Here is a 20,724-nt window from a genome sequence, read left to right as displayed (position 1 = left end):
GCGGGCAGCGGCAGGTGGCCGCCGCGGCCCGGGCGGCGCTGACCGGTGACGCCGCCACGGTCCGCGCGTTCCTGCGTAGGGGGCAGCACGACGTGGATCCGGACGTCGTCCGGATGGCGGTCACCAACTCCCGCGTCGGCATGCTCACCCGCGACGGCAACGCCTACGTCGACGAGGGCGGGCTGCACGCCCCTGGGTCCTTCAGGCGACGAACGTCAAGCAGCTCGTGCTGGACGGCAGCCGGATCGGCGTCGTGCCGACGACCGGCCAGGCGTACGTCAAGGAGGGCACGCTCGCCGCGGGGACTTGGGTGCAGCAGCACGCCGGCGTCCACCGCGACCGTCAAGCGGGTCGGCATCCTGCGCGCCGGCGACGTCCTGCAGTACCGGGACGGCGCGCTGACCGGCGCGTTCCCGGCCGGCGTCGCGGGCATCGCCGAGGTGGCGACGACCGGACCGCGCATCGCGACGCTGCTCGCCGACGGCAGTGGCACCGTACGGTCGGATCTCTGCTGACAGCAGATCGGCTTGGTGCGCCGCCGTCCGCGGTCCGATGGTGGAGCCCGAACGTCCGGCTCTGCCCCGAGGAGAACACCATGCACCTTGCCGCCGCCGCAGCACCGGCCCCGTGGAGCGCGGGGTCCATCGACGACCAGGTGGCCGCCCGGCTGCTGCACCAGCGCATCATCGTGCTCGGCGCCGAGGTCGACGACCAGATCGCCAACCGGCTCTGCGGGCAGCTGCTGCTGTTGTCCGCCGAGGACCCGCGCGGGGCCGTCAGCCTCTACATCAACTCGCCCGGTGGGTCGGTCACCGCCGGGCTGGCCATCTACGACACCATGCGGCTGATCCCGAACGACGTGAGCACGCTGGCGCTGGGGCTGGCCGGCAGCATGGGGCAGTTCCTGCTGTCGGCCGGCACCCCGGGCAAGCGGTTCGCGCTGCCGCACGCCCAGGTCCTGATGCACCAGGGCTCGGCCGGCTTCGGGGGAACCGCGGCCGACGTGGAGATCTACGCCAACCAGCTCGAGCGGCTGGGCCGCACGCTGCTGCGGCTGACCGCCGAGCACACCGGGCAGCCGATCGAGACGGTCGAACGCGACAGCCGCCGCGACCGCTGGTTCACCGCCGAGGAGGCCCGGGCGTACGGGCTCATCGACCACATCCTCGACAGCGTGGACGACGTCCGCCCGGCGCTGTCCCGCCGGCCGATGGGGCTGAGTGCATGAGCCAGTACACGATCCCCACCGTGGTGGAGAAGACGCCCAACGGCGAGCGCGCCTTCGACGTCTACTCCCGGCTGCTGGCCGACCGCATCATCTTCCTCGGCACCGAGATCGACGACGGCGTCGCCAACGTGGTGATCGCCCAGCTGCTGCACCTGGAGTCCTCGGGGGAGCAGGAGATCGGGCTCTACATCAACTCGCCGGGCGGCTCGTTCAGCGCGCTCACCGCGATCTACGACACCATGCACTTCGTCCGCTGCGACATCGCGACGATCTGCGTCGGGCAGGCGGCCTCGGCGGCGGCCGCGCTGCTCGCGGCGGGCACGCCGGGCAAGCGCTCGGTGCTGCGGCACGCGCGGGTGACCCTGCACCAGCCGTCCAGCCAGGCCCGCGGCACGCTGCCGGACCTGGCCGTGGAGGCCAAGGAGGTGGCGAAGGTGCGCGCCGAGATGGACCGCATCCTCGCCGAGCACACCGGTCATCCGGTGGCGCAGATCCGGGCGGACACCGACCGCAGCATGACGCTGTCGGCGGCGGACGCGGTCGCGTACGGCCTCGCCGACCGCGTGATCACCCGGCGCGAGCCCCGCGCGTACCGGCTGGGCGCGGCCTGACCCCTCACGCCGCCAGCAGGAAGACGTCGCCCGGGCGCGTGGTCCCCGCGGGCCGGGCGGCGCGGCGCAGGCGGGCGGCGTCGAGCCGCAGCACGGGGGCGCGGTCGGTCGTCAGATCGCGCCCCACCTCGGCCAGCAGGTCGGCCAGGTCGACGCGCAGCGAGTCGCAGACGGCCGCCAGGATCTCGGAGCTGGGCTCCTTGCGGCCGCGCTCGACCTCGGAGAGGTACTGCACCGAGACGCACGCCTCGCGGGCCACCTCGGCCAGCGTGCGCCGCTGCTGCTGCCGGTGGCGCCGCAGCACCTCGCCGACGACCGTGCGCAGCAGGGGCCGGGTCCGTCGCGAGGTGTCCGTCATGAGCCGACCGTAATCAAGCGGGGCCGCCGCCGATACCCGGGAAACCCCGGTTCCGCCGTGGGCTGAAGGGTTGCCGCGCCGGTCAGCTGTCGCCGACGCGCAGCACGTCGCCGAGCCGGCGGCGCTGCCGGGCGAGCGACTCGGCCGTCACCACGGCGACCACGCCCGCCGCCAGCGCGGCGACCGTCACCAGCCCGATCAGCCACCACGGCACGACCGTCGCGGGCGCGGTGGCCTGGCCGGTGAGCACGCCCAGGGCCAGCGGCCCCAGCGTGAGCCGGGTGAGCAGCGCGCCCAGCAGCGGGCCGCACACCGCGGCCGCCACCACGGCCGGGAGCAGCTCGCCGGCGGCGACGCGCCGGCCGTCGCGGGGGCGCAGGCCCAGCGTGCGCAGCCGGGCCAGTGTCACCCAGCGGTCCGGGGCGCCGGCCGCCGCGGCGAGCGCGAAGCCGAGCAGCCCCAGCGCGAGCAGGATCGCGGCGGCGCCCAGGTACAGCCGGACGAGCCCGGCGGTCAGCGGCGCCGTGCGGCGCTCGTCGAGCACGTCCGCGCGGGCCGTCAGCCGGCCGTCGGCGCCGGTCGCCGCGATCGCCCGGGTCGCGCCGGGGCCGGTCGCCCAGACCGTGTCCGGCTCGAACTCCCAGCCGGCCGCCGTGGCCGCCGCCGCGTCCACCACGATCACGTCGTCCTCGCCCGCGCCGAGCGCCGGGGCAGCGCCGGTCGCGGTCAGGGCGATCGCGGGGTTGCCGCGGCGAGGGAGCGTGAAGTCCATGCCGGGCACGAGGCTGCGGTCGGCGATGCGGACCAGCGCCGGCAGCTTGCCGGGCCGGCCGCCGGCCGGGCCGGGCGGCACGGGCAGGGGAGTGTCGGCGAGCAGCGCGCGCCACGCCGCGGTGTCCACGACGACGAGCCGGGCGGTCAGCGAGGTGCTGTCCGCGATGAAGCCGGTGGCGTCGCTCACCTGGGCGGCGACGGCGTGCCGCACGCCGGGCGCGGCGGCGACCCGGCGGGCGACCTCGGCGGTGGGGTCCAGGGCGTCGGGGCCGAGGTCGATGCGGGCGTCGGCCCCGACGGTCTGCCAGGCGCCCGCGGACAGGCCCCGCTCGGCCGTGGCGTGCAGCGTGAACGCGTACGACGCGAGCGCGACGGCGCTGATCAGGGCCAGGGCGGGCAGGGCCCGCGCCGAGGTCGCGGCGGCCCGCGCGGCGGCGAACAGCACCAGCGGGCGCCGCGAGCGCAGGGCGAGCCGGAGCGCGGCCCCGGTGCCCCGCGGCAGCAGCCGGACGAGCAGCAGCGACGCGGCCAGCGCAACGAGCGTGGGCGCCGCGGCGGGCAGCCCCGCGTCGCCCTCGGTGCCGGTCGCGATGCCCCGCTGGCGCAGCGCGACGAGCGCGCCGGCCGCGAGCAGCAGGACGGCCAGGTCGACCGCGGCGCGCCGCAGCAGCCCGGTGCGCAGCAGCCACCGGCGGGCGCTGCGGTTGGCGGGCACCCGCCGGTCGCGCGTGGCCCGGGCGGCGGCCCGGGTGCCGAAGACGGGGCCGGCGCAGGCCGCGATCGCCAGGAACGGTAGCACCCAGCCCAGCGAGGCCCCGCCGGTGACGGCCAGGCTGAGCAGGAGCCCGAGCGCGGCGGCGGGCACGGTCACCGCCACCGACTCGACGGCCAGCTCGGTGGCGACGGCAGGCAGCGAGGCGCCCCGGTGGCGGGCCGTGGTCAGGGCCGTCGCGCGGCGCCGGGTCAGCAGGTCCGCGGCCAGCGCGACCACCAGCAGCGCGCCGGCCAGCACGGCGATCAGCAGCACGGAGGCCTGCGCCGTGGCGGTCGCGATCTGGGCCCGCAGGTCGCGCAGCACAGTGTCGAGCTGCGTGGCCCACTTGAGCGACTGATCGCGCTCGGCCGAGACGGCGGAGCTGCCCTTGAGCGCCGCCACGGCGGCGGCCAGCGCCTGCGCCCTGTCCCACGTCAGGACGTCCGGGTCGGCGTCGAAGCGGACCGTGCGGGTCAGCTGGTCGGCGCGGAAGGCCAGCCGGGCGTCGGGCAGGGACTTGGCGGAGAGCAGGGCGCCGAACCGGGTGCTGCCCAGCCCGTCGCGGTTGGCGGCGGCCCGCAGCAGCCAGGGGGCGAGCTGCCACGCGGGGTCGCCCGCGTCCACCGGCCGGAAGATGCCGGCGACCCGGACGTCGTAGGGCGTACGGCGTTCGTCCTGCACGGGGACCCGGTCGCCGGGGCGCACGCGCAGCGCCGTCGCGGCCGCCTCGGAGAGCCCGACCTGGACCGGCCACGGGGGGCCGTTGAGCGGCACCTCGCGGAACTCGTCGGCGGTGGCCGGGCCCGGCGCGCGGCCCGCGACCCAGGTGACCGCGGGGCCGCCCGACTCGGTGTGCAGGTACTCCAGCTGCAGGCGGCGCTGGACGCTGCCGTCGGTGATCGCCAGCGAGGGGCTCGAGACCCGGCCGATCGGCGCCCGCAGCGCGGACCGCAGGGCCGGGTCGAGCTCGTCGCGGGCCCGCGAGCTGATGCCCGCCACGTCGTCGGCCAGCAGCGGGCTGCGGATGCGGCCGCCGGTGGGCCCGTAGTCGTCGCCCCACTCCGCCCCCACCCGGACGGCGGCGTCGTCGGCCGCGCGGCGGACCGCCTCGCGGGTGGCGTCGTCGGAGGTCGAGCGCAGCAGCGGGGGCGTGGCGCCGGCGAGCAGGGCCACGATCCCGACGACGCACGCCACCAGCGCCAGCGGGCCGGCGTCGGCGCGGGCCCGGCCCCGGATGCTGGGCCAGTGCACCGCCGGCAGGTAGCGGCCCACGAGCCGGCCCAGCGCGCGCACGGCCCTCACGACGCCACTCCCGGAGGCACGGCATCCGCCCGGACCGCCCGCACTGCCCTCACGACGCCACCCGCAGGTGCGCGGCGTCCGCCCGGCCGGCTTGCACTTCTCACGACGCCACCCGCAGGTGCGCGGCGTCCGCCCGGCCGGCTTGCACTGCCCTCACGACGCCACCCGCAGGTGCGCGGCGTCCGCCCGGCCGGCCTGCACGGCGACCGCGGTGCCCGCGGCCAGCGCGAACGCGCCCACCAGCCCCGCGAGCAGCAGCCCCTCGGCGGCCCACGGCCAGTGCGCCACGGCGGCGGGCACCGCGGCCGCGCCGGTGTCCGAGCGGATCAGCAGCGGCGCGATCAGCCAGGTGGCGACCGCGCCGACCGCGGCGCCCGCGGCCAGCAGCGGCAGCACGATCACGGCGTGCTCACCCAGCAGCGCGGCCCGGATGCCGCGCCGCGACACCCCCAGGCCGCGCAGCCGGGCCACCTCGACGGCGCGTAACTGCATGTCGTACGTGACCTGGAGCAGCACCCCGCCGAGCAGCAGCACGACCGCGGCGACGACGAGCACGCGCAGCACGGCCGGGAACGAGGCCCGCAGGGGGCTGCCGGTCAGGCGCTCGGCCTCGCCCGCGCGGGTCGTCACGGCGCCGAGATGCAGCCCGCCCAGCCGCTCGGCGGCGTCCGCCCGCGCCGGCTCGCCGACCCACCAGCCGGTCACCGGGGAGTCGGCGTTGCCGCGCACGGCCATGGCCCGGGTCAGCCAGTCGAGGTCGGCCAGCAGCGTGGCCCCGCCGGGCGCCGACGGCACCTCGGCCACCACCTCGGCGACGGTGGCGTCCACGGGCGTCTGGTCCACGACGAACGAGAGCGCGGACCCGCGGCGCGCGCCGACCTCGGCGGCCAGCCGGGACGACACGACGACCGGCACCGGGCCGGGGTCGGCGAACGCCGTGGCGACCAGCACGCGGCTCGAGGGCGCGGGGTCGGCGAAGCTCACCGTCGCGCCCAGCCGCAGCCGGGTGCCGCTGACCGCGGCGGCCGGGTCGACCAGCTGCTTGGACGCCGGCGAGGCGGACTGCCCGTTCCACGCGGACGCGGACGGCGCGGGCAGGGTCATCGTCGCGTCGAGCCGGGTCACGTACTGGATGCCGGTCTCACCGGTCACCGGCAGCGTGACGCCGATCAGCCGCAGCCCGGGCATCGGCGCGCAGCCGCGCACGGGGTGGGCGCGGCCGTCCAGCGGCACGGTGGCGCCGGCGCACGTCGTACGCAGCCCGGTGCCGTCCTCGAGCAGCAGCTGGGGGGTGACGAACACGGGCAGGGTGCCGGAGGTCGAGCCGGTGAGCACCGGCGTGCTGCCCTCGGGCAGGGCGACGCCGCTCACCACGGCGGGCGGGGCCAGCGTCCGGGTCACGCCGGCCCAGCCGTCGCCGTGCCCGACCCGTCCGCGCAGCAGCGATCCCGCCTCGCGGGTGTCGACGGCGACCATCGCGGGCGAGGAGGAGGCGTCGCCGAGCCACTGCCCGACCACGATGTTCTGCTCGGCGACCGGGCTGATCACCCCGCCGGTGGCGGCGCCGACGGTCGCGCTCTGCCCGGTGACCGGCGCGGCGGTGAGCGCGAGCGCCAGGTCGGTGCCCACGGACAGGTCCGCCTGGTCGTGCTGGGAGGTGTTCCAGGTCGACCCGAACGCCGTGCCGAACGTCGCCGCCGCGCAGCCGAGGCAGATCAGCAGACCGGCGGCGAGCGCCTGCGGGCGGCGCGCGGCCCCGGCGGCGGCAAGCGGCAGCGTGAACCCGCGGGCCCGCGACGCCAGCCGTTCCAGGCCGCGCAGCAGCGGCGGCACGAGGCGCAGCGTCAGCGCCGACCCCGCGGCGAGGATCAGCGTGGGGGCGAGGACCCGTACGGCATCGGCCCGGTAGCCGGCGGCGGCGGGCTGGTCGTGCAGCTGCCACCAGCCGACCGCGGCCAGCCCGAGCAGCAGCACGTCGGCGCCCGAGCGGGCCAGCAGCTCGCGGTGGCGGCGGTCCCCGGCCCCGGCCGCCGGGCGCGCGGCCATCCCGACGAGCAGGGCGGCCAGCGCCACGGCCCCGCAGACCACCACCAGGACCTGGACGCCGCTGACGGTGACCGGGGCGGTCAGCCCCGCGCCGGACAGCGGCGGCACGCGGGTCAGCCCGGCGTACAGCAGCGAGGACAGGGGCACGGCGAGCGCGACGGCCACCGCCGCGACCGCGCCCGCCTCGGCGGCGGCCACCGCGGTGAACTGGCCCCGGCTGGTGCCGAGCGCGGTCAGCAGATCGGATTCGGCGGTACGGACCCCGGTCGACAGCCGTCCCGCCAAAGTCAGCGCGATCGCCGTCAGCGCCAGGCCGATCAGCGTCAGCGCGAGCACGGTCCCCGAGGTGAGCTGTTGCTGCTCGCGGGACCGCAGCAGCACCTGGGGGAGCTGGGACGCGACCCGCAGGAAGTCGACCCGCTCGCCGAGCGTGCCCTGCAACCGGCGGTCCGCGCCCAGCAGCGACGTCGTCATCCGGTCCAGGCCGGGGCGGGTGGGCGCGGACAGGTCCGGCCGGGCGGTGATCTCGAGCCGGCTGATCGCGGAACCGCCGGACAGCAGCGTGCCGAGCTCGATCAGGAACGGGCCGTACGCGTGCATCGGGCGCGCGGACGTGCTCTCGACCGGATCGGGGTCGTAGCCGGCGCCGCCGAGCGGATCGCGGTCCCAGCCCGCGTCCTGCAGCGGCCGGACCACGGCGACCACCGTCAGGTCCAGGCCGGGCTTCGGCGAGCGGCCCAGCTCGGAGCCCAGGCGGACCCGGCTGCCGACCTTGAGCCCCAGCAGCCGTGCGGTGCTCTGCAGGACGGCGGTCTCCTGCCCGCCCGCCCGGGTCGCCGCGCGCGGCCAGCGGCCGGCCACCAGCGCGGCGCGTGCCGGGAGGTCGTCGAGGCCGGACAGGTAGCCGCCGCCCTTGGCGGCCCCCGAGGTGGTGTCCGCCACCGGCAGCAGCCGCAGCTCCGAGGACGCGCGCGTAGTCGTGGTCGCGGAGAAGGGCGCCACCGCCGTGGCCAGCACGCCGCGGGTGTCGGCGGCCACCGACCTCGCGTCCGCCGCCGACATGCTGCCCAGGTACGCGGTGACCGTGACGTCGTCCGGGGCGGCCCGGGACGCGGCGACCTCCACGGCCCGCTGCGAGGTGCGGGTGACCAGCAGCGCGCACGTGCCGAGCAGGGTCGTCCCGATCACCAGGATCGTCAGCAGCGACGCCAGCAGCGGCCACTGCGCGCGCGCCCGCCGGAGGACCAGCCTCAGCACGGCCCGGTCACGGCTGCACCCGCCCGTCGCCGATGCGGATCACGCGGTCGGCCAGCTCCATCATCACCGGGTCGTGGGTGGCGACCACGGCCGTGACGCCCTCGGACTCCACCACCCCGCGCAGCAGCGCCATCACCGACAGGCCGGTCTCGGCGTCGAGCTGGCCGGTCGGCTCGTCCGCGACCAGCAGCCGGGGCGAGGCGGCCAGGGCGCGGGCGATCGCCACCCGCTGCTGCTGGCCGCCGGACAGCTCGCCGGGCCGCTGCTCGGCGTGGTCGCTGAGGCCCACGAGCTCGAGCAGCAGCCGGACGCGGCGCTCGCGCTCGCGCGGCTCGGCCTTGGCCAGGCGCAGCGGCACGCCCACGTTCTCGGCGGCGGACAGCACCGGGATCAGGCCGAAGGTCTGGAAGACGTACGAGACCTTGTCGCGGCGCAGGCGGGACAGGCCGTCCTCGTCGAGGCCGGTGACCTCCTGCCCGTCGACCACGACCGAGCCGGAGTCCGGGCGGTCGAGCCCGCCGATCACGTTGAGCAGCGTGGTCTTGCCGGAGCCGGAACGGCCCACCACGGCCACCATCGTGCCGGGCTCGACCTCGAACGTCACGTCGCGCAGGGCGTGCACGGCGGACGGGCCGGATCCGAACGTACGGTTCACGCCCCGTACGGCCAGCAGCGAGCTCATGCGTCGGGCCGGATCGTGATGTGGTCGGGCTCGAGCGCCAGCCGCACCCGCCGGGTGAGCGCGAGCGCCTCGCGGTAGTCGCGGGGCACCTGGATGCGCCCGGCGCGGTCCATCACGGCGTACTCCTCGGCGATCACGTGGGTGCCGCCGTCGTCGGCCGTCGCGGTGCGGCGCAGCACCTCGCTGCTGGTGCGCCCGTCGCGGATCGCCACGGTCCGCTCGACCTGGCCGCTCACCGTGGGGTCGTGGGTCACGACCACCACGGTGACGCCGAGGTCGCGGTTGACCGCGCGCAGCGCGCCGAACACCTCGGCCGAGGTCGCGGTGTCGAGCTCGCCGGTGGGCTCGTCGGCGAGCAGCACGTGCGGCTGGTTGGCGAGCGCGACCGCGATGGCGACGCGCTGCTGCTGCCCGCCGGAGAGCTGATCGGGCCGCCGGTCGGCGCAGTCGGCGACGCCGAGCGTCTCGAGCAGCTCACCGGCGCGCCGCCTGCGGACGTCGGCCGGCGTGCGGGCGGCCGTCATCGGCAGGTCGACCATCTGCCGCGCGGTCAGGTACGGGATGAGGTTGCTCGCGGTCTGCTGCCGCACGAAGCTGACCGTGTGCCGCCGGTAGTGCACCCGGTCGGCGCGCGACATCGAAAGCAGATTCCACCGGTCGACCCGGGCGCGTCCGGCGGTCGGCGCGTCCACCCCGGCGAGGATCGAGAGCAGCGTCGACTTGCCCGACCCGGAGGCGCCGACGACCGCCACCATCTCGCCCCGCTCGACGACCAGGTCGAGGCCCTGCAGCGCCTGGACCTCCACCGGCCCCGACTGGTAGATGCGCACGAGGCTCTCGCACGCGATCAGCGCGCCCGCGCCGAACTCGGTTGCCGCCGGCATTGCTCACCTCCGTCGTGCCACGCCACACGACAGGCAGGCCGTCACCCGGCGCGCCGGGGTCCCCAGGATAACGATCGATCGCAAGGCCGCAACTCCGTCCGGCCCGTCACTCGCCGCGCAACAGCTCCGCCATCTCGGGCAGCTTGAAGTACTCCGCCGTGGCGACCGCCGACGGGGTGCCGCCGTTCGGGTCGGCGCCCGCGGCCAGCAGCGTCTTCACGGTCTCGGGGTTCTGGCGGAAGACCGCGGCCGACAGCGCGGACTGGCCCCGGTCGTTGACCCGGTTGGGGTCGGCGCCCTGCTCCAGCAGCGCGGCCACCGTGTCGACGTGGTTGTGGTACGCCGCGAGGATCAGCAGCGTGTCGCCCTTGTCGTTGGTGAGGTCGGCAGGCAGGCCCGCGATGACGTTGCCGGCCAGCTCCTCGGTGCCGCCGGACCGCGCCAGGTCGAACATGCGATGGGCGTACGCGATCGTCTCGTCATCCAGCTCAGCCACGCCCGGATCGTACCGGTGCCCCGCCCCGGACCGGGTGTGCTCCAGGCCATAGCGGCCGGGGGTTGCCCCGTGGACCCCTCGGGACAATAGTTGGCACTGCCAAATGATATGCCGGAACGAAGCGAAGGAAGTGCTGAGATGTCTCGGATCGCTGCTGTCGACCCCGCCGCCGCCGAGGGTCAGGCCCGCACGTTGCTGGGCCGGGTGGAGAGGGCGCTGGGGGTGACGCCCAACATGATGCGGGCGATGGCGAACTCGCCGGCGGTGCTGGACGCGTACCTGCAGTTCTCGGGCGCGCTGTCCAAGGGCCGGCTGCCGCACGCGGTGCAGGAGCAGATCGCGCTGACCGCGGCGGTGGAGAACGAGTGCGGCTATTGCCTGGCCGCGCACACCGTGCTGGGCGCCCGGGCGGGCGTGTCGCAGGAGGACCTGGTCGCCGGGCGCAGCGCGCAGGCGTCGGACCCCAAGGTGGAGGCGGCGCTGACGTTCGCCAAGCAGATCATCGCGAGCAAGGGCTTCGTGAGCGACGCCGAGGTGGACAAGGTCCGCGCGGCCGGGTACGACGACGGCGAGATCGGCGAGATCGTGGCGGCGGTCGCGCTCAACACGTTCACCAACTACTTCAACTCGGTGGGCCAGACCACGCTGGACTTCCCCGCGGTCGAGGGCGTCACCCTGCGCGACTGACGCACGGGCCCGGCCCGGACGCCCCGACCGGGCCGTCCGGGCCGGGCCCGCTGCCGTGGGAGTGCCCCGCGGCGCGCTCAGTGCGGTGGCGGTGGATCTTCGCGGGAGAGCGCCAGCTTGTCCTCCGGCGTCAGCAACTCCAGCGCGGCGACGGTCTCCGCCGCCTCCGAGGCTGCGCCACGGCACGCGTCGCACACCGCCAGGTGCCGCTCGACGCGCGCGCCCTCGGACGCGTCCAGCGCGTCCGCGTAATACAGGGCGAGCAGGCCGGCGACGTGCGGCTCGCCCGCTTCCTCGGCCACGTGCACCCACCCCCCCCGGCGTCCCCTGCGTGGTCGTCGCCCCGCGGGCGGGAGCCTACCGCGACACTTATTTGTCACTGCCAAGAAAGTCGTACGATGGCGGGACGAGGAAGGGACGGTCCGCATGACGCAGGTACCGGGACCGCCGCCGGCCAACCAGCTGCTGATCGGGCTCGCCCGGCTGGGGCAGGCCGTGCGGATGGAGGCGTGGCGCAACGCCGGCCCGCACAACCTGTCGCCGTTGCAGGCCGACATCGTCACGCTGCTGCAGTCCAAGCCGCGCCCGGTCCGCCAGGGCGAGATCGTCGAGGCGCTGGCGTCGACGCCGCCCACGGTCTCCGACGCCGTGAAGGTGCTGAGGAAGAAGGAGCTGCTCGAGGCGACCCGTGACCCGGGCGACGCCCGCGCGCAGCTGCTGGGGCTCACCGAGGCGGGCCGCGCCGAGGCCGGCCGGTTGACCGCGCAGTCCGAGACGCTGACCGGGGCCCTCGGCGCGCTGTCGGGGCCGGACTTCGCCGCGATGCTGCGCGGCACCACCACGCTGATGCGCGAGCTGCAGGACCGCCGCGCCATCCCGGTCTCGCAGATGTGCCTGACGTGCCGGTTCTTCGTGCCGCGCGCGCACCCCGAGGAGACCGGGCGTCCGCATCACTGCAACTACGTCGACGCGCCGTTCGGCGACGCGGAGCTGCGGGTGAGCTGCCCCGACCACGAGACCGCGTAGCCGGGCCGCCGCCGGCCCCGTGGGTAGCATGGTAGGACTCCTATCACGAGGCGGGTGCGATGACGGCGCATGAGGTCGACGACGACCTGGACCGGCGGCTCGCCAGCCTCGACGGGCGGCTCGCGGACGCCGTGGAGCGCCTGGGCAACGGGCTGCGCACCCTCGCCCAGCAGAGCGCGCGCGGCCAGGGCCTCTCGCCCCTGCAGCAGCAGATCGTGCTGGCGCTGCGGCGCCGTCCGGCCGCCCGGCGCGAGGTCAACGCGCTGGCCGCGGAGTTCGGCATCACCACGCCGACGATGTCCGACGCGGTCTCGACGCTCGAGCGCAAACAGCTGCTGAGCCGTTCCCCGGGCTCGGACGGGCGCCGGCGGCGGCTCACGCTGACCGAGCGCGGCCGCGAGGTGGCCCGGCAGCTCTCCTCGTGGGACCAGCCGCTGCTGACCGCGGTCGGCAAGCTGCCCGAGGACGACCGGGTCGTCCTGCTGCACAACCTGCTGCGGCTGATCGCCGACCTGCAGCGCAGCGGCGCGATCAGCGTCGCCCGCACCTGCATGACCTGCCGCTTCTTCACCCCGGACCGGCACGCCGACCCGGCCGCGCCGCACCACTGCGACCTGCTCCAGTCGCCGTTGCCGCTGGCGGGCCTGCAGACCGACTGCCCCGAGCACGAGACGCCCGCCGCCTGAGGCCGGGCTTGTCACCCTTTCGGGGGTCAGTCGCGCTCCCAGACGGCGGCCGCCGCCTCGTCCTCCTGCGGCACCCAGCCCAGCGCCAGGGGGCGCGCCGCGGTCCGCGGGAAGGTCAGCTTGAGCGTGCCGGTGCCGGCGCCGAACCGTACGGGCTTGGTCTGCGCGGCGTCGTTCTCCCAGCCCTCGGCGTCGTAGAGGGTGAACATCGCCGGGTCCACCGTGAACGGACGGGTCGCGGCGACCGACAGGACCACGTCGGCGGAGCGCGAAGCGTAGTCGGCCGAGGTCAGCGTGACCGTGGCGACGGACGCGGAGCCCTTCTTCACCGTGACGACCTTGCCGTTCTGCCGGTAGGTCAGGCCCGGGCTGCCGGCGTCGATCGCCGGGGGCGTCGCCCGCACCGCGGGCGCGACGGCGGCCGGGGCGGCGGCGGGGACCACCCGCTCCTGGGCGGCGGCGGTGCCGACGAAGGTGGCGGCGGTCGCGGCGCCGGTGATGCCCACGACGAGCAGCGAGACGATCGACTTCTTCATGGTGTATCTCCCGGTGTCGGTGGTGGAGTCTCGCAGGGCCAACGGGCCGGGACGCCATCACGGTTGTGTGCCGGGCGGCACTTTTTTCGCTGACTCGTCGCCGCACCTTAGCAGCTTCGCCGCCGGGCGGGGTGGCGAGGCCGTCGTGCGCGCGGCGCCGGGCCGCCCGGTCAGCGGACGGCGAAGTCGGCGGGCTTGAAGCGGCCGTCCGACAGGTGGTCCTCGATCTCCTCGAGGCTGCGGCCGGTCAGCTCGGGCATCTTCCGGAACAGGAAGACGAACGCGATGATGTTGAACGCGGCGTACATCCAGAAGGTCTGCCCGGTGCCGATCGCCTTCATCGTGCTGAGCAGCGTCAGCGTGATCAGCACGTTGGTGCCCCACAGCGACGCCGACTGGGCCGCGGCGCCGGCCGCGCGGGTGGCCAGCGGGTAGATCTCCGAGCCGGTCAGCCAGCCCATGAGCTGGATGCCGCCCGCGGTGAACGCCATGAAGGCGACCAGCGTGGCGACGATCCACGGGATCATCGACTTGCCGTCGTTGCCGGTGACGAAGAACGTGCCGAGCACGATCAGCGCCAGCGCCGCGAACGGCAGCGTGAGCAGCGTGAGCCGGCGTCGGCCCACCCGGTCGATGATCGCCAGCCCGATGAGCTGGGCGATCAGGTACGTCAGGCCGAGCGCGACCGAGACCCGCAGCGCGGTCGAGTCCGAGAAGCCGTTGTCGGTGAGGATCGTCGGTGTGTAGTAGACGATCATCTCGATGCCGGACAGCTGGGTGAACACGGCCAGCCCGCACCCGACGACCAGCGCGGGGCGCACCCAGGCCGCCCGCAGCCCGGCCCATCCGCGCGTCTTGGCCTGCTTCTCGGCCTCCACGTTGGCGCAGATCTCCCGCACCTCGCCGGACAGGTCGGCCCCAGAGTGCCGTACGCGGGTCAGGGCCTGCTCGGCGCGGTCGATGTGGCCCTCGCGAGCCAGCCACCGCGGGCTCTCCGGCAGCCGCAGCATCAGCGCGAACATGATGGCGGCGGGCACGGCGGCCATGCCGATCGCGACGCGCCAGTCGATCACCTCGGCCGCGCCCACGATCGTCGCGATCACGATGCCGACCCCGATCGCGATCTGGAAGAACAGCACCAGCCGCCCGCGGTAGGCGGTGGGCGCGAGCTCGGCGACGTACACCGGGGCGGTCTGGGTGGCGCCGCCGACGGCGAAGCCGAGCACCAGCCGGCTGAGCGACAGGGTGACCGGGTCGGGCGACAGCGAGGCTGCGAGCGACCCGACGACGAACACGACGCCGATCAGCAGCAGCGTGCCGTGCCGGCCGCGGCGCTCGGAGAGCCGGCTGCAGGTCAGGGCGCCGGCGACCGCGCCCACCAGGATGGACGCCGCGATCACCTGCTCCCACCCGTGGCCGATGCCGAAGTCCTCGCCGATCTGCAGCAGGGCGCCCGAGATGATGCCGGTGTCGTAGCCGTAGAGCAGTCCGGAGATGGCCGAGACGAGGGCCACCACCACGATCGAGCCGGTGAGCCGATCTTCGCGCCTGCGCCCGGACAGCTGCGTGCCGGCTCGGTCCTGGCTCATGGCGACCCCCGCTGCTCGTCCGATCTTGCCAGTCTCAGTGACGGTCATCACTGCCGCAACTCGTGGCTAGGCTGCCCGCATGGCCGCCGTCTACACGTACGGGTCGCTGGTCGCGCCCGCCACGATCGCCGCGCTGGTGGGCCGGCCCGCCGTCGCGGGCCGCGACTTCGTCCGCGCGCGGCTGCCGGGGTGGTCACGGACCTGGAACGTGTGCACCGACAACACCGTGGACGGGCCGGTGGCGTACGAGGACCCGGCCGACGGCAGCCGCCCGCCGATCCAGGTGCTGTTCCTGACGATCGAGCCGGGGGACGCGGTGGAGGGCGTGCTGATCTTCCTGCCCGACGCCGCGCTGCCCGCCCTGGACACCCGCGAGGGCAACTACCTGCGGGTCGGTGTCGACGTCGAGGGGCACGGACGGGCTTGGACGTACGTCGCCAAGCCGGAGAGCGCCGAGCGGGCGAGGCGGGGCATCGCGGCGGGCACCGCGCGCATCCGCCGGGACTACGTGGAGACGGTGGAGGCGGCGTACGGCAGCCACCAGGGCATCCCCGTGCTCGGACCGCTGCCGGCGCCGGTGGTCCCGCTGATCCGGCTCCGCAGGTGAGAGGGGGTGTCCCGTGGACGCGGCACCGTCCACGGGACACCTCACGCTCAGCGCTGGAACCGCGCGGGCACCCAGCGGCGCGGCTGGACGGCCTGGGCGCGGGCCGCCCGCCGCCGCAGCAGCAGCACCGCGATCACCCCGCCGGCCAGCGCCAGCACCCCGGCCGTGGGCGCCGGCTTCTCCCGTACGGCGCTGCCCGCGCGGCGCACCTGGGCGGGCGCCACCTCGCGGACCCGGGCCGCGCGCGTGGTGATCGCCTCCCGCAGCCGCGGCTTGGGCTGGTCGGGGGCGTCGGCCTGCTCGATGCCGGCGGAATCGAGGCTGGACACGAGGTCGTCGGTGGCGCTGCCGGTCTTGTCGATACTCATGGCACTCCCTGGTCGTGAGCCGGCCGCGGCCGGGGGAGCGGCCGCGGCTGTTCTGCCCGTTGCGTGCCCCGGCCCGGAGGTCGATTAACCGCCGCCGGGATTCATTCACCCGCACGCGCCGGGACGCGCCGGACGCCCTTGCGCTGCTCGGACGGGGTCTTTCAGCGGGCGTTCAGCCGCGGTGCGCGAGGATGGCCTCTTTCGGGAGGTGCACCGATGCGCGTCCTCGTCGTCGACGACGAGCAGCGGCTCGCCCGGTCGCTGCGGCTCGGGCTCGAGGCGGAGGGCTTCGCCGTCGACGTGGCCTGCAACGGCGTCGACGGGCTGTGGCTGGCCCGCGAGAACACGTACGACGCGATCGTCCTCGACCTGATGCTGCCGGGCCTCAACGGCTACCAGGTCTGCGCGACGCTGCGCGCCGAGCAGGACTGGACGCCCATCCTCATGCTCACCGCCAAGGACGGCGAGTGGGACCAGGTGGAGGGGCTCGACACGGGCGCCGACGACTACCTGACCAAGCCCTGCTCGTTCCCGGTGCTCGTGGCGCGGCTGCGCGCGGTGAGCCGGCGCGGCGCGCGTGCCCGCCCGACCGAGCTGGTCGTCGGCGACCTGCGGCTGGACCCGGCGGCCCGGCGGGTCTGGCGCGACGGCGCCGAGGTGCAGCTGACCGCGCGCGAGTTCTCCCTGCTGTTCTTCCTGGCGCGGCGGCCCGGCGACGTGGTGTCCAAGCGGCAGATCCTGGACGGGGTGTGGGACGCCGACTTCGACGGCGACCCCAACATCGTCGAGGTCTACATCGGCCACCTGCGCAACAAGATCGGGCGTACGGCGATCCGGACGCTGCGCGGCGCCGGCTACCGGCTGGGCGGCGGCGATGGCTGACGTCCGGCTGCGCACCACCGCGGCGGCCGTGCTGGTGGTGGCCGTCGCGCTGGCCACCGGGGCGGTCGCCCTCGTGCTGCTGGTCCGCGGATCGCTGCGCGACGGGCTGGAGGCCACCGCCGAGCAGCGCGCGTCCGTCCTGCTGCAACAGGCGCGGGCCGCCGCGCTGCCGGCTGCCGATGACGACGACGACCTGCGATGGCAGGTGACCGCCCCCGACGGCACGGTCGCCGGCTCCGGGGCGCCGCTGCCCCGCGACGACGACGCGTACCTGGTGGTCACCGACGGCGAGGACGGGTACCGCGTCTCGGTCGCCGTCCCGCTGGAGGAGGTGGACGACTCGACCGAGGCGCTGGTCACGCCGCTGCTCGTCGGTCTGCCCCTGCTGCTGGTGCTGGTCGGCGGCACGACCTGGGTGGTGGCGTCCCGGGCGCTCGCCCCGGTCGAGCGCATCCGGCGCGAGGTCGAGGCGATCACCGGCGACCGGCTGGACCGCCGCGTCCCGGAGCCCGCGTCCCGCGACGAGATCGTGCGGCTGGCGCGCACCATGAACCGGATGCTCGCCCGGCTGCAGGACGCCCGCGACCGGCAGCGCGAGTTCGTCGCCGACGCCTCGCACGAGCTGCGGTCGCCGGTGGCGAGCATCCGCCAGGTCGCCGAGGTCGCGCAGGCACACCCGGCGGCCCTGCCCGACGGCGAGCTGGCGGCCACGGTCCTCGAGGAGTCGGCGCGGCTGCAGCGGCTCGTCGACCAGCTCCTGCTGCTCACCCGCACCGACGACGGCGGCGCCCGGCACGCGCGTCACGACGTCGACCTCGACGACCTGGCCCTGGCGGAGGCGCGGCGGGCCGGCCGTACGGGCCTGACCGTCGACACCACCGGCGTGGGCGCGGGCCGGGTCCGCGGCGACGCCTCCGCGCTCGCCCAGGTGATCCGCAACCTCGTCGACAACGCCGCCCGGCACGCCGCCACGACGATCGCCGTGGGCGTGCGCGAGGACGGCGGCACGGTCGAGCTCACCGTCGACGACGACGGCCCCGGCATCCCCGCCGGGCAGCGCGAGCGGGTCTTCGACCGGTTCGTGCGGCTCGACGAGGCCCGCGCCCGCGACGCCGGCGGCAGCGGGCTCGGCCTGGCCATCGTCAAACAGATCGTGGCCGCGCACGGCGGGGCGGTGGCCGTCTCGTCCTCGCCCCTGGGCGGCGCGCGGTTCACCGTCCGGATTCAGGCTGGCTTCAGCGACGCTGCCGCACAGTGTGCCGGTACCTAGTTCTTCCTAGGGAGAGGCCACACATGAACACCGCCAAGCTGCGCAGCAAGCGCGTCCTCGTCACCACCGCGGCCGTCGCCGCCCTCGCCGTGGGCGGGGGCGTCTGGGCGACCGCCGCGGCCGCCGACACCGACGTGCCGGGCGCCGACCGGGACCGGGTGGGCGCCGCCGCGGTCCGCGCCGTCGGCGGCGGCGAGGTCCTGGACGTGGAGAGCAGCGACGACCAGGGCGAGGCGTACGAGGTGGAGGTGCGCAAGCCGGACGGCGCCGAGGTCGACGTGGTGCTCGGCAAGGACCTCGAGCCGATCGGGCAGCAGACCGCGACGGACGGCAGCCCGGTGACCGACGCCCAGCGCGCATCCGCCGGGAAGGCGGCGCTGGACGCCGTCGCCGGCGGCACCGTGGTGGACGTCGAGGCGGGCGACGAGCAGGGGGTCGCCTACGAGGTCGACGTGCGCGCCGCCGACGACACCGAGTGGGACGTGCGGCTCGACGAGGCGTTCAAGGTGCTCGGCAAGAACGCCGACGACTGACGCTACCGGCGTTCGATCGGCACGCAGTTGCCGGTCCGGTAGCCGCCGTCCGCGTCGCGGACCAGCTCGTGACCCGCCCGGGCGATGCGGGCGCACACCTTTGGGGCGTCGCCGATCGTCCGGCGGAAGCGGCTGCCGTCGACGTCGAGCACCGACGGGCGGCGGGTCTCGGTGTAGTAGGCGCCCCGCACGCCCTCGTCGGCCTGCGCGCCCATCAGGTGCTCCTCGCCGGCGCCCTCGGCGCCCCAGATGTGCAGGTGGAAGCCCTCGTCCGCGTCCGGGGTGGAGCCGTCGTAGTCCACCTGGTAGTCGATCGTGAGCTTGCCGTCGGCGACGACCGCCGAGGTCAGGCACACCCACCGCCGGTTGCTCTTGATCTTCGGGGTGCACTGCTCGTCCGCGGGCCCGGCGGCCGCTGTCGAGGGCACGGTGCTCGGGCTGGGCGACGCCGGGGCGGCGCGGGGAGCCGGGTCGTCACGGCCGTAGGCGGCGTACGTGATGCCGCCCGCGGCCACCAGGGTGACCAGCGCCAGGAGCGCGCCGATCAGCACGCGGCGCTTCCGGCTGCGGCGGGGCGCCGTGGGCGGGCGCGCCGAACTGCGGGGCGTTTTCGCGTGGTCGGCCGGAACCGTGGGGGACGAGGACCGGCGGGGCGGCTTGGACTGGTCGGCCGGGATCGCTGGGGACGAGAACCGGCGAGGCGGCTCGGGCTCGGCGCCTTTGTCTGCGGACGCTGGAGGCCGTCCGGGGGGGGGGGGGGGGGGGGGGGGAGGACGTGGCCGCGCCGGAGGGAGGAGGCGGGACCGGCCGCGCGGGAGCGGGTGAGACCGGGCGAGCCGGCGCGGGCGCCGGGGACACCGGGTGGGCCGGCGGGGGCGGGACGGGAGTCGCGGCCGGGCGGGGCGGAACGGCCGCCACGCCCGGCCTGATCCGCGGGGCGGGGGCCGGGGCGCTCGCCGGGGCCGGGGGACGCGCCGAGCCTCGGACCGCAGGCGGCGGTGGCGGCGGCGGGGCGGGGGCGCGACCGGAGGCGATCGCCGGGTGGGTGTCGGCGCCGGCGGCGAGCCAGGCCGCGCCGAGGGCCACGGCGTGCTTCGGGTGGGCGTCCAGGGCGACCGGCCGGGCGAACTCCGACGTCACGAGCTGGGCGACGATCGGCATCCGGGACGAGCCGCCGACCAGCAGCACCGAGTGCAGCTCCTCGGGCGCGAAACCGGCCGAGCGGACGGCCCGCTGCAGCGCCTCCACCGAGCCGTACAGCGCGGGACGGACCATGGCCTCCAGCTCGGAGCGGGTCAGGCGCACCTCGGTGACCACGTTGGGCAGCAGCACCGGGATCGTCGTGTCCGTGTCGGACGACAGCGCCTCCTTGGCCTGCACGCATTCGTCGCGCAGCCGGGCGACCGCGGCCACGGCGGCCGGGTCGTCCTCGTCCAGCTCGTCCAGTTTGCCGCCCAGCGCCGTACGCACGTGGTGGAACACGGCCGCGTCGAAGTCGATGCCGCCGAGCCGTTCGATGCCCTCCGGCCGCCCCAGGATGGTGAACCCGGCGACCGTCTTGCGCAGCACCGCGGCGTCGAAGGTGCCGCCGCCCAGGTCGTACACCGCCACCACCGCGCCCGGCTCGATGCGCTGCTGCTGCGCGTAGCTCGCCGCCGCCGCCTCCGGCTCGGTCGTGTAGCTCACCGTGCCCTCGAGCTCCGCCATGCGCACCGCCTGACGCAGCAGATCTGTCTTGTACGCCCCCCAGTTCGCCGGGTGCGACACGCAGACCCGCGCGGGCGGGCCGCCCTCCCGATCGGCCACCGCGTCGGCAACCGCGCGCAGCAGCCGCGCCGCCAGCGCCTCCGCCGACTGCGGCACGCCGCCCAGCAGGATCGGGGTGGTGTCGCCCAGGCGGCGCTTGAACTCCCGCGCGACCCGGTGCGGCTCGGTCAGCCCGCGCCGGTTGGCCGCCTCGCCGGTCAGGAACGTCCCGTCGTCGCGCAGCAGCACCACCGACGGCACGGCGGCGCCCCGGCTGCCCAGCGGCACGATCTCGGAGCGGCCGTCGCGCCACGTGGCGGCCGCGGTGAACGTCGTGCCCATGTCTATGCCGAGTGCGTACATCGCCAGTCGCTTCCTAGGTCAGGTGGGGGGAAGGCCGGG

22 protein-coding genes are annotated in these 20,724 nt (G+C 75.8%); 10 read left to right on the top strand and 12 right to left on the bottom strand.

All coding sequences use genetic code 11. The annotated features are described in order from the left end of the window. Positions 1-14 precede the first annotated feature (14 nt). From ACSNN8_RS31350 to ACSNN8_RS31340, 3 genes are all read left to right on the top strand, one after another. Positions 15-515 (top strand): hypothetical protein, encoded by a 501-nt coding sequence (locus tag ACSNN8_RS31350; RefSeq protein ID WP_436653582.1) that lies wholly within the window; start codon positions 15-17, stop codon positions 513-515. 80 nt (positions 516-595) lie between these two features. Further along, positions 596-1,228: a ClpP family protease gene (locus ACSNN8_RS31345; protein ID WP_436653581.1), complete on the top strand. Its 633-nt coding sequence runs from the start codon at positions 596-598 to the stop codon at positions 1,226-1,228. After that, positions 1,225-1,839, top strand: a complete 615-nt coding sequence (locus ACSNN8_RS31340; RefSeq protein ID WP_436653580.1) for a ClpP family protease — start codon at positions 1,225-1,227, stop codon at positions 1,837-1,839. The genes ACSNN8_RS31345 and ACSNN8_RS31340 overlap by 4 nt, the downstream gene beginning before the upstream one ends. A gap of 4 nt (positions 1,840-1,843) precedes the next feature. On the opposite strand, the gene ACSNN8_RS31335 is transcribed toward ACSNN8_RS31340, so the two are convergent. From ACSNN8_RS31335 to ACSNN8_RS31310, 6 genes are all read right to left on the bottom strand, one after another. Then, a complete protein-coding gene (locus ACSNN8_RS31335) occupies positions 1,844-2,197 on the bottom strand; it encodes a helix-turn-helix domain-containing protein (RefSeq protein WP_436653579.1) in 354 nt (117 codons plus the stop codon). Positions 2,198-2,279: 82 nt separating this feature from the next. Further along, positions 2,280-5,027: an FtsX-like permease family protein gene (locus tag ACSNN8_RS31330; protein WP_436653578.1), complete on the bottom strand. Its 2,748-nt coding sequence runs from the start codon at positions 5,025-5,027 to the stop codon at positions 2,280-2,282. Between the two features lie 153 nt (positions 5,028-5,180). Further along, positions 5,181-8,330, bottom strand: a complete 3,150-nt coding sequence (locus ACSNN8_RS31325) for an FtsX-like permease family protein (RefSeq protein WP_436653577.1) — start codon at positions 8,328-8,330, stop codon at positions 5,181-5,183. Positions 8,331-8,337: 7 nt separating this feature from the next. After that, positions 8,338-9,012: an ABC transporter ATP-binding protein gene (locus ACSNN8_RS31320; RefSeq protein ID WP_436653576.1), complete on the bottom strand. Its 675-nt coding sequence runs from the start codon at positions 9,010-9,012 to the stop codon at positions 8,338-8,340. Continuing rightward, positions 9,009-9,896 (bottom strand): ABC transporter ATP-binding protein, encoded by an 888-nt coding sequence (locus tag ACSNN8_RS31315; protein WP_436653575.1) that lies wholly within the window; start codon positions 9,894-9,896, stop codon positions 9,009-9,011. Before ACSNN8_RS31315 ends, ACSNN8_RS31320 begins: the two co-directional genes overlap by 4 nt. A gap of 106 nt (positions 9,897-10,002) precedes the next feature. Then, positions 10,003-10,392 carry an ankyrin repeat domain-containing protein gene (locus ACSNN8_RS31310; RefSeq protein WP_436653574.1) on the bottom strand — a complete coding sequence of 130 codons (390 nt, stop codon included), beginning with the start codon at positions 10,390-10,392 and terminating at the stop codon, positions 10,003-10,005. A gap of 138 nt (positions 10,393-10,530) precedes the next feature. Between ACSNN8_RS31310 and ACSNN8_RS31305 the strand changes: the two genes are divergently transcribed. Then, positions 10,531-11,079 (top strand): carboxymuconolactone decarboxylase family protein, encoded by a 549-nt coding sequence (locus tag ACSNN8_RS31305; RefSeq protein WP_436653573.1) that lies wholly within the window; start codon positions 10,531-10,533, stop codon positions 11,077-11,079. Positions 11,080-11,156: 77 nt separating this feature from the next. Here ACSNN8_RS31305 and ACSNN8_RS31300 read toward each other — a convergent pair whose 3' ends face one another. After that, positions 11,157-11,381: a zf-HC2 domain-containing protein gene (locus ACSNN8_RS31300; RefSeq protein WP_436653572.1), complete on the bottom strand. Its 225-nt coding sequence runs from the start codon at positions 11,379-11,381 to the stop codon at positions 11,157-11,159. A 124-nt stretch (positions 11,382-11,505) separates the two neighbouring features. Here ACSNN8_RS31300 and ACSNN8_RS31295 point away from each other — a divergent pair, with 124 nt between their 5' ends. Both ACSNN8_RS31295 and ACSNN8_RS31290 read left to right on the top strand, forming a co-directional pair. Next, positions 11,506-12,105 (top strand): MarR family winged helix-turn-helix transcriptional regulator, encoded by a 600-nt coding sequence (locus ACSNN8_RS31295; protein WP_436653571.1) that lies wholly within the window; start codon positions 11,506-11,508, stop codon positions 12,103-12,105. A 59-nt stretch (positions 12,106-12,164) separates the two neighbouring features. Beyond that, on the top strand, positions 12,165-12,791 hold the full coding sequence (locus ACSNN8_RS31290) for a MarR family transcriptional regulator (protein ID WP_436653570.1): 627 nt from the start codon (positions 12,165-12,167) through the stop codon (positions 12,789-12,791). A gap of 26 nt (positions 12,792-12,817) precedes the next feature. Here ACSNN8_RS31290 and ACSNN8_RS31285 read toward each other — a convergent pair whose 3' ends face one another. Together ACSNN8_RS31285 and ACSNN8_RS31280 are read right to left on the bottom strand one after the other, a co-directional pair. Next, on the bottom strand, positions 12,818-13,327 hold the full coding sequence (locus ACSNN8_RS31285) for a hypothetical protein (RefSeq protein ID WP_436653569.1): 510 nt from the start codon (positions 13,325-13,327) through the stop codon (positions 12,818-12,820). Positions 13,328-13,497: 170 nt separating this feature from the next. Continuing rightward, positions 13,498-14,916 (bottom strand): sugar porter family MFS transporter, encoded by a 1,419-nt coding sequence (locus ACSNN8_RS31280; RefSeq protein WP_436653568.1) that lies wholly within the window; start codon positions 14,914-14,916, stop codon positions 13,498-13,500. Between the two features lie 79 nt (positions 14,917-14,995). On the opposite strand from ACSNN8_RS31280, the gene ACSNN8_RS31275 reads away from it, so the two are divergent. Beyond that, on the top strand, positions 14,996-15,523 hold the full coding sequence (locus tag ACSNN8_RS31275) for a gamma-glutamylcyclotransferase family protein (protein ID WP_436653567.1): 528 nt from the start codon (positions 14,996-14,998) through the stop codon (positions 15,521-15,523). A gap of 47 nt (positions 15,524-15,570) precedes the next feature. On the opposite strand, the gene ACSNN8_RS31270 is transcribed toward ACSNN8_RS31275, so the two are convergent. Further along, a complete protein-coding gene (locus tag ACSNN8_RS31270) occupies positions 15,571-15,891 on the bottom strand; it encodes a hypothetical protein (protein ID WP_436653566.1) in 321 nt (106 codons plus the stop codon). Positions 15,892-16,107: 216 nt separating this feature from the next. Between ACSNN8_RS31270 and ACSNN8_RS31265 the strand changes: the two genes are divergently transcribed. From ACSNN8_RS31265 to ACSNN8_RS31255, 3 genes are read left to right on the top strand one after another with little or no spacing between them, the layout of a single operon-like run. Next, entirely contained in the window at positions 16,108-16,773 is a 666-nt protein-coding gene (locus ACSNN8_RS31265; RefSeq protein ID WP_436653565.1) for a response regulator transcription factor, read from the top strand. Beyond that, a complete protein-coding gene (locus tag ACSNN8_RS31260; RefSeq protein WP_436653564.1) occupies positions 16,766-18,043 on the top strand; it encodes a sensor histidine kinase in 1,278 nt (425 codons plus the stop codon). Before ACSNN8_RS31265 ends, ACSNN8_RS31260 begins: the two co-directional genes overlap by 8 nt. A gap of 23 nt (positions 18,044-18,066) precedes the next feature. Beyond that, the gene (locus tag ACSNN8_RS31255) at positions 18,067-18,576 is read left to right on the top strand and encodes a PepSY domain-containing protein (protein WP_436653563.1); all 510 of its coding nucleotides are present in this window, start codon (positions 18,067-18,069) and stop codon (positions 18,574-18,576) included. Between the two features lie 2 nt (positions 18,577-18,578). On the opposite strand, the gene ACSNN8_RS31250 is transcribed toward ACSNN8_RS31255, so the two are convergent. Continuing rightward, positions 18,579-19,127 (bottom strand): hypothetical protein, encoded by a 549-nt coding sequence (locus ACSNN8_RS31250; protein ID WP_436653562.1) that lies wholly within the window; start codon positions 19,125-19,127, stop codon positions 18,579-18,581. Continuing rightward, positions 19,051-20,685 carry an Hsp70 family protein gene (locus tag ACSNN8_RS31245; protein WP_436653561.1) on the bottom strand — a complete coding sequence of 545 codons (1,635 nt, stop codon included), beginning with the start codon at positions 20,683-20,685 and terminating at the stop codon, positions 19,051-19,053. Before ACSNN8_RS31245 ends, ACSNN8_RS31250 begins: the two co-directional genes overlap by 77 nt. Positions 20,686-20,724: the final 39 nt, after the last annotated feature.

Origin of the sequence: Actinoplanes sp. URMC 104 (assembly GCF_051386375.1) — a bacterium.
Taxonomy (GTDB): Bacteria; Actinomycetota; Actinomycetes; order Mycobacteriales; family Micromonosporaceae; genus Actinoplanes.
This window is presented reverse-complemented; position numbering and strand designations above follow the sequence as displayed.

Excerpts from the sequence above, each read along its gene's own strand:
- ACSNN8_RS31285 (WP_436653569.1), bottom strand. The coding sequence starts at position 13,327 with ATGAAGAAGTCGATCGTCTCGCTGCTCGTCGTGGGCATCACCGGCGCC.
- ACSNN8_RS31270 (WP_436653566.1), bottom strand. The coding sequence starts at position 15,891 with ATGAGTATCGACAAGACCGGCAGCGCCACCGACGACCTCGTGTCCAGC.
- ACSNN8_RS31275 (WP_436653567.1), top strand. The coding sequence starts at position 14,996 with ATGGCCGCCGTCTACACGTACGGGTCGCTGGTCGCGCCCGCCACGATC.
- ACSNN8_RS31260 (WP_436653564.1), top strand. The coding sequence starts at position 16,766 with ATGGCTGACGTCCGGCTGCGCACCACCGCGGCGGCCGTGCTGGTGGTG.
- ACSNN8_RS31305 (WP_436653573.1), top strand. The coding sequence starts at position 10,531 with ATGTCTCGGATCGCTGCTGTCGACCCCGCCGCCGCCGAGGGTCAGGCC.
- ACSNN8_RS31295 (WP_436653571.1), top strand. The coding sequence starts at position 11,506 with ATGACGCAGGTACCGGGACCGCCGCCGGCCAACCAGCTGCTGATCGGG.
- ACSNN8_RS31335 (WP_436653579.1), bottom strand. The coding sequence starts at position 2,197 with ATGACGGACACCTCGCGACGGACCCGGCCCCTGCTGCGCACGGTCGTC.
- ACSNN8_RS31340 (WP_436653580.1), top strand. The coding sequence starts at position 1,225 with ATGAGCCAGTACACGATCCCCACCGTGGTGGAGAAGACGCCCAACGGC.
- ACSNN8_RS31280 (WP_436653568.1), bottom strand. The coding sequence starts at position 14,916 with ATGAGCCAGGACCGAGCCGGCACGCAGCTGTCCGGGCGCAGGCGCGAA.
- ACSNN8_RS31265 (WP_436653565.1), top strand. The coding sequence starts at position 16,108 with ATGCGCGTCCTCGTCGTCGACGACGAGCAGCGGCTCGCCCGGTCGCTG.
- ACSNN8_RS31290 (WP_436653570.1), top strand. The coding sequence starts at position 12,165 with ATGACGGCGCATGAGGTCGACGACGACCTGGACCGGCGGCTCGCCAGC.
- ACSNN8_RS31245 (WP_436653561.1), bottom strand. The coding sequence starts at position 20,685 with ATGTACGCACTCGGCATAGACATGGGCACGACGTTCACCGCGGCCGCC.
- ACSNN8_RS31315 (WP_436653575.1), bottom strand. The coding sequence starts at position 9,896 with ATGCCGGCGGCAACCGAGTTCGGCGCGGGCGCGCTGATCGCGTGCGAG.
- ACSNN8_RS31255 (WP_436653563.1), top strand. The coding sequence starts at position 18,067 with ATGAACACCGCCAAGCTGCGCAGCAAGCGCGTCCTCGTCACCACCGCG.
- ACSNN8_RS31320 (WP_436653576.1), bottom strand. The coding sequence starts at position 9,012 with ATGAGCTCGCTGCTGGCCGTACGGGGCGTGAACCGTACGTTCGGATCC.
- ACSNN8_RS31345 (WP_436653581.1), top strand. The coding sequence starts at position 596 with ATGCACCTTGCCGCCGCCGCAGCACCGGCCCCGTGGAGCGCGGGGTCC.